The organism is Bradyrhizobium sp. (assembly GCF_027451485.1).
In the GTDB taxonomy this organism is placed as follows: domain Bacteria; phylum Pseudomonadota; class Alphaproteobacteria; order Rhizobiales; family Xanthobacteraceae; genus Bradyrhizobium.
This window is the reverse complement of record NZ_DAIDJE010000130.1, coordinates 119,055-127,646: the sequence shown is the minus strand read 5'-3', so window position 1 is coordinate 127,646 and position 8,592 is coordinate 119,055. Positions and strand designations below refer to the sequence as shown.

Sequence of the window (8,592 nt, the reverse complement as noted above, 5' to 3'; positions counted from 1 at the left end):
AACATTGACGCAACTTCATCGGTCGATCCGTTGCTTCAGCAGATCGAATCACCCGCGATGGACGCGCGAAGAAAACATTCGGCGATATCGCAAGCTCCTGAATACACAGCTGACCGGGCTGGAGCGCAGCTTCATTGAGCGGCGACTGGCCGAAGAGCTGCGAGGTTGACCGCTGGTTCAAACGCCGGGTCCAGCTCGGTTATGTCTAACGGTCTCCCGATTTCAATGTGGCGCGATGGTGAGAGGCCGATAAAGTGAGCAAAAGGGACAATGCTTGCCGCTTGCCGCGGGGTACCTGCTGCTCCGCAACGGCACGCTTCGGGCGAACCGGTTGACTGAACCGCGCGGCCCGGAATTCTGCGGCGTAAATCGTCATTCCCGCTTTCGCCACAGGCGGGTAGGGCCGGCCGGCAAAAAGGATCGATGCCGACCCACTTAGCTCGCTCGAGGCGGCCGCATTGTCCAACTCAGCTACAATGGTCTTTATCCTCTGGCGGATGATTTTTTCCCGAGAAGAAAACCCGCTTCTTCATGCGGGTTTTCTTCGCATTTGGCCGGCCTGCGGCCGCGAAAACTGTCTGGGCGGCTCGCCGGATTACTTCCTAGACCGAAGCCGGCCGGACGAGCATCACTTCTGCATCCCGTGGCTTGCCGGGGGATTGGAAGTTGAACTCGAATTCGAGTGGCTTGGGGAGCTATTGCTTGATCCGGTGGTCCGCGAGCCGGATCCGCCTTCGTTCATGGCTTCGAAGACCGACATGCCGTGAGGCCCGATTGTCATCACCACGGGATCGCCATCCGGAGATTTGCCCTGGACAACGAAAGACTCAGCCACGACCTTGACGTCGGTGAAGCCTTCCTTTTGCAGGTCTTGCTTGATTTTCTGGGCCGCGATGAGGCCGTGCTGAGAAGATGATTGCGTATTAGCTTGCTGGTTTGGCTGGGCTGAAGGATTTTGAGATGACTGCGCCAATGCCGGCCCCATGAGCGTGGCGAATGTGAAAGCTGCGAGAAGCATTTTCATGATCGGAGTGTTCCCTTGCTGGAAGTCCTGGTAGCAAGAAAGCGGCCGAGAGACGTCAACGTTCCAATCGTCGCCGAATTTCATTCGGCAGATCGCATTCGCAGAAAATGTCTCAGCTGTCCCATGTCGTGCTCCATCGCAGCCCCACCTTCACGACTTCGGAAGGTCGGCACCAGGAGCTGACCTGAGGCCGACCGGCATTGCTCGCCCGGTGCGAGTCAGAAGCGTCTGAGCGAGTCTTTCGACCATTCGGCGGGGAAGTTTCCTGCCAACAACTGTTCCGGGTGATCCAGCACGGCCCCTGCATCGTTTCATCTGCTTTACGAGGCAAATGGTGCAGCAAAACCGGACAATGCCGTCGCTCGGCTATGAGCGGGGATCTACAGCAATCTCCGAGCAGGACATTGAGGAAGCGGTCCGCAAGATCCTGACTTGGATCGGGGAAGACCCGACCCGCGAGGGACTTTCTGAGACGCCCCTCAGGGTCACGCGCGCCTTCAAGAGCTATTTTTCCGGCTACCAGCAGAATCCCGAGCAGATATTGAAGAAAACCTTCAATGAAACTGCCGGCTATGACGAAATGGTGATGCTTCGGAAGATTCCGTTCCTGAGTCATTGCGAACATCACATGGCGCCGATCACAGGACATGCGTGGGTTGGCTACGTCCCGCGCGACCGGGTCGTGGGCATATCAAAGCTTGCCCGGGTCGTAGAGGCGTATGCCAATCGCCTGCAAATCCAGGAACGGCTCACGGCGGAAATTGCGGGCGCTATCGAGCGGGCGCTCGAGCCACTCGGCGTCGCGGTGCTCATACAGGCCTCCCACCAATGCATCAGTGGCCGCGGCGTCAGGAAGCACGGGGTAGACCTGACCACGACCCGGATGCTCGGCTGCTTCCGAACCGAGGCCGTCCGCCGCCAGGAGTTTCTGGCCATGGTGAACGCCGATGGGGCGGATTGAAGCGGTTCCCCGCGGGAAAGAAAGCGTCCATGGTGATCCACCAAGGCAGGGCGCTCGTTCTCCCCTCCAGACGGTTCCTTGCCGAGGATCCATGATCGCTGCTATCCGAACGACCAGATTGCCAAACCGCGCAGGCATCGTGCTACCTTCGACGACGAAGGCGTGGCCGTCAGTTGGTGCGAGCAGGGGGCTGAAGCCAAAGGTGGAATGGAGCGATTTAATCGGGCGGGTCGCCTCTCACGGCGACCGCGAGGCGTTCAGGAGCCTGTTCGAACACTTCGGACCGCGCATTAAGGGATTGATGCTGAAGGCGGGATGCAGCGCCGACGAAGCTGAGGAGATTGCCCAGGGCACGCTGATAGCTGTGTGGCGAAAGGCGGGCCAGTTCGATCCAGCAAGCACGGGTGCGGCGGCCTGGATCTTCACGATCGCGCGTAATTTGCGCATCGACTCCTTGCGAAGACATGCCCGGGCGGGCCGGTTTGGTGAAGACGCAGACCTTGCGAACATGCCGGATGCGACCGAGCCTGCCGATGTTGTTATCTCGCGGGTCGAGGACACCGCGCGCGTCAAGGCGGCAATCGATCGGCTGTCGGATGAGCAATCCAAGGTAATCCAGCTTTCGTTTATCGAGGAGCGGCCCCATCCGGAGATCGCGAGCTTGTTGGGCATTCCGCTCGGCACGGTTAAGTCGAGGATCAGGTTGGCGATGAACCGCCTCAGAGACCTTTTGGATGAAGCGCCATGAGCATAACCCATCATCCGCCGGAAGATCTTTTGGCTGACCTGGCGACCGGCGCGCTCGGTGAGGCGGAGCATCTGGTCGTCGGCGTGCACGTGGCGGGTTGTGCGCGTTGCCGTCGCTTCGTACAGGCGATGGAGCAACTTGCCGGCGAAGCACTTGAGAATGCGGAGCCTGCGGCGATCTCGGATGGAGCCTTCGATCTTCTGATGGCCCGCATCCAGGAGGCGCCGCCACGAGATACTAGGCCCTCCGAAGCTCGCAACGTGGACGAGGAGGAGCATCGGGATCTGCCCGAGATCCTCCGGCGCTGCCGCCTCGGTAAACGCCGGCGCGTCGCCCCGGGCGTGAGCGTTCAACCGATCGATCTTCCGGGCCGAGGGAAAGCGAGAGCCTTTTTGCTTCAATCCGCTCCTGGCACGCGCATGATCGAACATACGCACACTGGCACCGAGCTGACCTGCGTGCTCAAGGGCAGCTTCAGCCATGCGGGTGGCCGCTATGGTCCCGGCGACTTCGATTACGGCGACGAGGATATCGATCATCGTCCGATTGTCGGGGATGAGGGCCCCTGTCTTTGCGTCGTCGCGATGATCGGCGACCTGCGAATGAACGGCTTCTTTGGCAGGCTCATCAGTCCGTTCGTGCGGCTCTAGTGCCCACTTTCCGAAGTTCGTGTTACGCCTCAGCTCCCACCTTCGCGAACTTCGGAAAGTCTTGGGCGCTGGCTTACTTATTGATGCTAGTGCCGCTTCATCGATCTGAAGCCCCTGATCGAATTCGCTGCTTGCGGTGCAGGTACTTCAGATCGGCGGGTGCTGGCCTGGAAGACGGCCATCTTGTCTTCAGCGGTCAGGTGATCCGCGTCCTCTCTCGCGTCGTTTCGTTGGAGAGAGAGCAGGTAGATATAATGACCAGCTTTAGAGCTGCGAAGATCCCTGTCCGCTGGCCGGAGCCGAGGCCGGCGAAAGGAGAGAAACGAGGGGCCATCGCGGATGGCCAGCACGTATGAGAACCGCCGGAGAATCTGTTGATGAAGGATAGCCCGATAATTCTGGTCGTTGAGGACGATCCTCAACTGCAAATCCTCATCGAGGAATCGCTCAGCGGAGGCGGCTTTGGTTGCGTCATTACGGCGAGTGGGGAAGAAGCAGATAGTTGGCTGCGGGAAGGCGCGGGTAAATACCAGGCTTTGCTGACCGACATCAATTTGAGCGGCGCTGTCGACGGCTGGGAGGTCGCAAAGCGTGCGCGAGAAATGGACCCCGACATGCCCGTGATTTACATGACTGGTGATTCCGCCGGCCAATGGGCGTCTTCCGGCGTTCCTCACAGCATCATTCTGAACAAGCCATTCGCTCCTGCCCAGATTGTCACGGCGGTGGCCCAACTCCTCAATACCGGCACTCCATCAAACCCGCCATGACGGCTGGCCAGCTTGCTTTCGGCGGTCATCGAAGCCGATCGCTGACCTCGGGCGGATATCCGCAGCGAACGAATTGTCAGCTGCTCGCGATTGCTGCCGCTTCCTGAGCGGCCCGCTGCATGCTGGACGACATGTCGTTCGTGACGGAACTTTGTTCTTCCACCGCCGCGGCCGTTGCCGTCACGTATTCACTTACCGCCTGGATCGTGCACTTGATTGCGTCCAGCGCCTCAATCACGTCCATCGATATTTCATTCAGGCCACAGATCTCCTGCTCAATTTTGTCAGCCGCCTGCTTGGCCTGGTTGGCGAGGTTCTTCACTTCGGCGGCTACCACCGCAAAGCCGCGGCCGGCCTGGCCGGCGCGCGCGGATTCGATCGTTGCGTTCAAAGCCAGCAAATTAATCTGGCCCGTAATGTTGCCAATGATTTCGACGATGCCTCTCATCGAATTGGCTGCGGTCGAAAGGCGTTTCGCCTCTGTATCTGCAACGGATGCCCTTTCCACCGCGATATTCGCATTTTCCTTCGATTTGAACATCGCCTGTGAAATTTCGCGAACCGAAGCGCTGAGCTCCTCTGAGCTGGCGGCGACCGACTCCATCATGGAACGCACGCGCTCGTTGCCTAAGCGAACCAACACTTGTCGCGTGATGTCGGATGCGTATTTGACCACCTTGAAAGGTCTGCCATTGAGGTCGAGGATCGGACTGTAGGAAGCTTGAATCCAGACTTCCTTGCCGCCACTTCCTACGCGCTTGAATTCGCCGGCTTGGTATTCGCCCCGCTTGAGAGCTGCCCAGAATTCGCGATATGCGGGGCTTTCACGCTCGCTTGCTTCGACGAACAGACTGTGATGGCGTCCCTTGATTTCTGGCAGGCTATAGCCCATCGCATCGAGAAACTTGGCATTGGCATTCAGAATCGTGCCGTCGAGGTCGAACTCGATGACGGCCAGAGATTTGCCTATGGCCTCAATCTGTCCCTGAAATTCGGCAGCCTTGAGCTTGGATCGCGTGACGTCGCTGGCGAGCTTGACGATTTTTACCACCGCGCCGTTCTCATCCATAATTGGATTGTATGACGCGAGGATCCAAATCTCGCGGCCATCTTTGGCGATTCGCTTGAAGTCTCCGTGTTGGTAGCGACCGCTTTTGAGCGAAAGCCAGAAGTTCTTGTATGCCGGCGTGTTGCGCTCGGCCGGCGGCAGGAAAATACTGTGGTGCTTGCCGCGAATTTCGTCCAGTTTGTATCCGACCGAATTCAGGAACAGCTCGTTTGCCGTAATGATCGAACCGTCGAGGTTGAACTCGATGATTGCCTGGGCCCTGCTGAAGGCGGCCAGCTGTCCGGCATCTTCCAGGCTTCGTGCCTTTTGCAGCGTGATGTCGGTCGCAAACTTTATGACACGGACGGGTTTTCCGTTCCGCCCGGGAATGGGATTGTAAGTGGCCTGAATCCACACCGTGCGGCCGCCCTTGCCAATCCGGCGAAATTCTCGCGACTGATGCTCGCCCCGGTTCAAGGCGGCCCAGAAATCCCGATAAGCTTGTGTATCCTGCTCGTTTGCGTCAAGGAACATGCGGTGGTGCTGTCCCTGAACCTCGCTCAACGAATAACCAAAAGCCTCGAGAAACCTGCCGTTTGCGGTGATGATATTGCCGTCGAGATCGAACTCGACGATTGCCAGCGCCTTGTTCAGTGCTTCGATCTGAGCTGCGGCAGAAGCAGAAAAGGCGCTTGCACGCGAGAAAATCATGTACTTCTCCGGTTTCGGCAGCACCCAGGGTGCGGCATTTGGCAAGCCATCGTTAGAACGCGACTGCCCGAAGCCGTAGTTTTACGGAAAAGGCTTGCGGTCTGCTTGACTGAAAGCTGACCAAAGTATTGGCCCGGTGCAACTAAAGTTCGGCGCCGGACTCGCTCTGGTCGAGGCCGAGCCTTGCTCCAATCAGGGCGGCTTGCGTTCGATTGTCGCACTTCAGGGCACGAAGCAGCAGGACTGTCTGCGATTTGACCGAGCTGAGCGCGATACCGAGTTGTTCTGCAATTTGCGCGTTGCTGCGGCCGATCGAGAGCAAGCGCAGGATCTGCATTTGCCGGTTGGTCAGCCGGGCAAGGCGTTTACGCTCGTCATCACTGGCTTTCGGTGCACTTGGCGTCGAAGAAAAGGTCGCAAGTTCTTCCCGAATGGTGCGCCGTACACTGCGCAGTAGCAGGTCGTAAGGGGCGGGCTGCTCCCAGTCACCCGCAGATGGCGCGTTCAGAGATTGGGAAACGTCAAAATGGAGCACGATGGTGTGGCTGGGAGCGGAGGCGAGTCCGAATGCGGCCATGAAGAACCACTTGTCCTTCTGACCGGGCGGACTGCACGGATAGGCCGTGCCGAAGAACGGAGCATGGCCGGAGAGAACCTTGCCCAGACCGCGAAAAGTCTCCAGTGAAATTGAATCCGAGCTTACGCAATGCCTGAGGTAGTTCACGCCGATTGCATGGTCTTCCAGTTGAAGGCCATTCGCGTCGGCAGAGCGCTTCCAGCCACTGCTCACGTCTATGATGATTCCTTCGCTGTTCAGCAGGCAAGCAACCGGATCGATCGAATCCAGATATCGATCGACGTCAAGATGGGTCATTCAGGCTTTCCGATACTCTCAAACCAATCGTTGGATACTATAATCGGCTACGCGGCCCAGTCGAAGAAGCCGTCTGCATGGGCCCCATGGGTCTCGCGCTGATATCAAACGCCGCGGCCCAAAACACATGGCGGTCAGATCGGTTGATGGGGTGCATATACTCGTGCAGGCTCGTCGTGCTTTGACATGCTGGAAGCAGGATCGAGCGGTATATTGGACCAGCGCTCGGGCCGGCGTCGTTGCCGGCCTTCAGATCACAGCGCCAAGCGGTTGCGCGATGTTTCTTCTCTCGAGCGGCGCCGGGAAGATCGGCAAGGTATGATCTGAAAGGCGCGGTCTTTCGTTTCGACATCGCGATTAAATTTGGACGCAAAGGCACCTTGGCAAACAGGCGCGGCGCTCAATGACGGCCGCCGGGCGGATGTGGACAAGGCACGCGTTCGGAAGTCGACGATGAAGATGATCTGTGTCGTTCTTGTCACGGTCTTTTGGGCAGCCATGGGCCCCGCTTTCGCCCGGAACGATTTGAGGCCGGCGAAACGGACCATTCATCGTCTTGACCATGGTCTGGACTTTCAGGGTTGGAGGCGCTCTTACCCAACTCTCCGGCCGCTCGATCGGCGTGATCCCTCGAGGCCCGGCGGCTTAGACCCATCTTTCAACCCGCCACCAACCTGAGTCTTGGCTCCGAGCCGCCTGGAAAGTCTTTCTCTGCTCATTTTCTCGCGACCGGTCTGTCCCGATGTCCATCGAAATAGAGGCAGGCCTTTGCCCCGGCATGGAAAGGGTGATCCGATCCCTCTGCCGCTTCGTTTAGAATATCTCTGCAGATGTCGCCGCGAACACGAATCCGCTGGACGGAGCGATCCTAATGAATTTCTTCATCACCTATCTCTCGATTGCCGTCACCTTCATCACCATCGACATGGTCTGGCTCAAAAGCATGGCCGAACGGCTTTACCGCCCCGTATTGGGCGACCTTCTGCGTCCTGAGCCGAACTTGATTGCTGCTTCCCTTTTCTATGTCCTTTATCCGCTTGGATTGCTCGGATTCGCGGTACTGCCGGCGCACGAAGAGGGTAGCTTGCTCCGGGCCTTCACTTCGGGAATGATGTTTGGATGCTTCACATATGCGACGTATGACCTGACCAATCAGGCGACACTGCGCAACTGGTCAACAACCTTGACCCTCGCCGACATTTGCTGGGGCTCTCTCCTCGCAGCCGTCAGCGCCGGGTTAGGCTATCTCGTCGCTGAACGAATGGGATCTTCAACGTGGTGAGGGCGCCAAGGCCGGCCCTGGAGCGCATGCCGCCCTCGACGCGTGGCGGTCCGATTCGGCTGGCTGCCTTTGTCCTGCTCGTGACCGGCGCGGGCCTTCTGATCGGATGGCTGAACATACCTGGTGCGTGGTATGCGTCTCTGAACAAGCCGCCGTTCAATCCTCCGAACTGGGTTTTTGCTCCGGTGTGGACCGGCCTCTTCGTGCTGATCGCCGTGGCGGGATTTCGTTCGTTCGAAAGAGAACCGCATGGCACAGCCGCGAAGCTGTGGATCGTCCAGATGGTTCTGAATTTCGCCTGGTCACCGATATTCTTTTCGTTTCATCGGATGGATGTCGCCCTGGCGGTCATCGTGGCGATGTTTCTGGCCATCGTCGCGTTCATTTGGCGCCAGTGGGCGGTGGACCGAGCGGCTGCATTGCTGTTCATGCCCTACGCCGCCTGGGTTGCGTTTGCGGCCGTTTTGAATACTTCGCTGGTCCTGCTCAACTAGGCTCGATTGTAATATTGCGGCGACGCGGTG

General features: G+C 58.5%; 9 protein-coding genes. 6 read left to right on the top strand and 3 right to left on the bottom strand.

Features of this window, described 5'->3' with window-relative positions:
- Positions 1 to 628: 628 nt before the first annotated feature.
- Complete coding sequence (locus NEZ08_RS16605; RefSeq protein WP_298108989.1) at positions 629 to 1,108, bottom strand: hypothetical protein; 480 nt, start codon at positions 1,106 to 1,108, stop codon at positions 629 to 631.
- Positions 1,109 to 1,376: 268 nt separating this feature from the next.
- On the opposite strand from NEZ08_RS16605, the gene folE reads away from it, so the two are divergent.
- The 4 genes from folE to NEZ08_RS16585 all read left to right on the top strand — a co-directional run bounded on the left by folE (position 1,377) and on the right by NEZ08_RS16585 (position 4,153).
- Complete coding sequence (folE, locus tag NEZ08_RS16600) at positions 1,377 to 1,985, top strand: GTP cyclohydrolase I FolE (protein WP_298109004.1); 609 nt, start codon at positions 1,377 to 1,379, stop codon at positions 1,983 to 1,985.
- Between the two features lie 202 nt (positions 1,986 to 2,187).
- Complete coding sequence (locus NEZ08_RS16595; RefSeq protein ID WP_298109002.1) at positions 2,188 to 2,733, top strand: sigma-70 family RNA polymerase sigma factor; 546 nt, start codon at positions 2,188 to 2,190, stop codon at positions 2,731 to 2,733.
- Positions 2,730 to 3,383, top strand: a complete 654-nt coding sequence (locus NEZ08_RS16590; RefSeq protein ID WP_298108987.1) for a ChrR family anti-sigma-E factor — start codon at positions 2,730 to 2,732, stop codon at positions 3,381 to 3,383. The genes NEZ08_RS16595 and NEZ08_RS16590 overlap by 4 nt, the downstream gene beginning before the upstream one ends.
- 377 nt (positions 3,384 to 3,760) lie before the next feature.
- Positions 3,761 to 4,153, top strand: a complete 393-nt coding sequence (locus NEZ08_RS16585) for a response regulator (RefSeq protein WP_298109000.1) — start codon at positions 3,761 to 3,763, stop codon at positions 4,151 to 4,153.
- A gap of 76 nt (positions 4,154 to 4,229) precedes the next feature.
- Here NEZ08_RS16585 and NEZ08_RS16580 read toward each other — a convergent pair whose 3' ends face one another.
- The gene (locus NEZ08_RS16580) at positions 4,230 to 5,912 is read right to left on the bottom strand and encodes a PAS domain-containing methyl-accepting chemotaxis protein (protein ID WP_298108985.1); all 1,683 of its coding nucleotides are present in this window, start codon (positions 5,910 to 5,912) and stop codon (positions 4,230 to 4,232) included.
- A 142-nt stretch (positions 5,913 to 6,054) separates the two neighbouring features.
- Complete coding sequence (locus tag NEZ08_RS16575; RefSeq protein WP_298108982.1) at positions 6,055 to 6,786, bottom strand: LuxR C-terminal-related transcriptional regulator; 732 nt, start codon at positions 6,784 to 6,786, stop codon at positions 6,055 to 6,057.
- Positions 6,787 to 7,657: 871 nt separating this feature from the next.
- Here NEZ08_RS16575 and NEZ08_RS16570 point away from each other — a divergent pair.
- Entirely contained in the window at positions 7,658 to 8,068 is a 411-nt protein-coding gene (locus NEZ08_RS16570) for a DUF2177 family protein (protein WP_298108980.1), read from the top strand.
- 80 nt (positions 8,069 to 8,148) lie between these two features.
- Positions 8,149 to 8,562: a TspO/MBR family protein gene (locus NEZ08_RS16565; protein ID WP_367278423.1), complete on the top strand. Its 414-nt coding sequence runs from the start codon at positions 8,149 to 8,151 to the stop codon at positions 8,560 to 8,562.
- Positions 8,563 to 8,592: the final 30 nt, after the last annotated feature.

Coding starts and splice junctions, on each gene's coding strand:
- NEZ08_RS16605 (WP_298108989.1), bottom strand. CDS start 1,108: ATGAAATTCGGCGACGATTGGAACGTTGACGTCTCTCGGCCGCTTTCT.
- folE (WP_298109004.1), top strand. CDS start 1,377: ATGCCGTCGCTCGGCTATGAGCGGGGATCTACAGCAATCTCCGAGCAG.
- NEZ08_RS16590 (WP_298108987.1), top strand. CDS start 2,730: ATGAGCATAACCCATCATCCGCCGGAAGATCTTTTGGCTGACCTGGCG.
- NEZ08_RS16585 (WP_298109000.1), top strand. CDS start 3,761: ATGAAGGATAGCCCGATAATTCTGGTCGTTGAGGACGATCCTCAACTG.
- NEZ08_RS16580 (WP_298108985.1), bottom strand. CDS start 5,912: ATGATTTTCTCGCGTGCAAGCGCCTTTTCTGCTTCTGCCGCAGCTCAG.
- NEZ08_RS16575 (WP_298108982.1), bottom strand. CDS start 6,786: ATGACCCATCTTGACGTCGATCGATATCTGGATTCGATCGATCCGGTT.
- NEZ08_RS16570 (WP_298108980.1), top strand. CDS start 7,658: ATGAATTTCTTCATCACCTATCTCTCGATTGCCGTCACCTTCATCACC.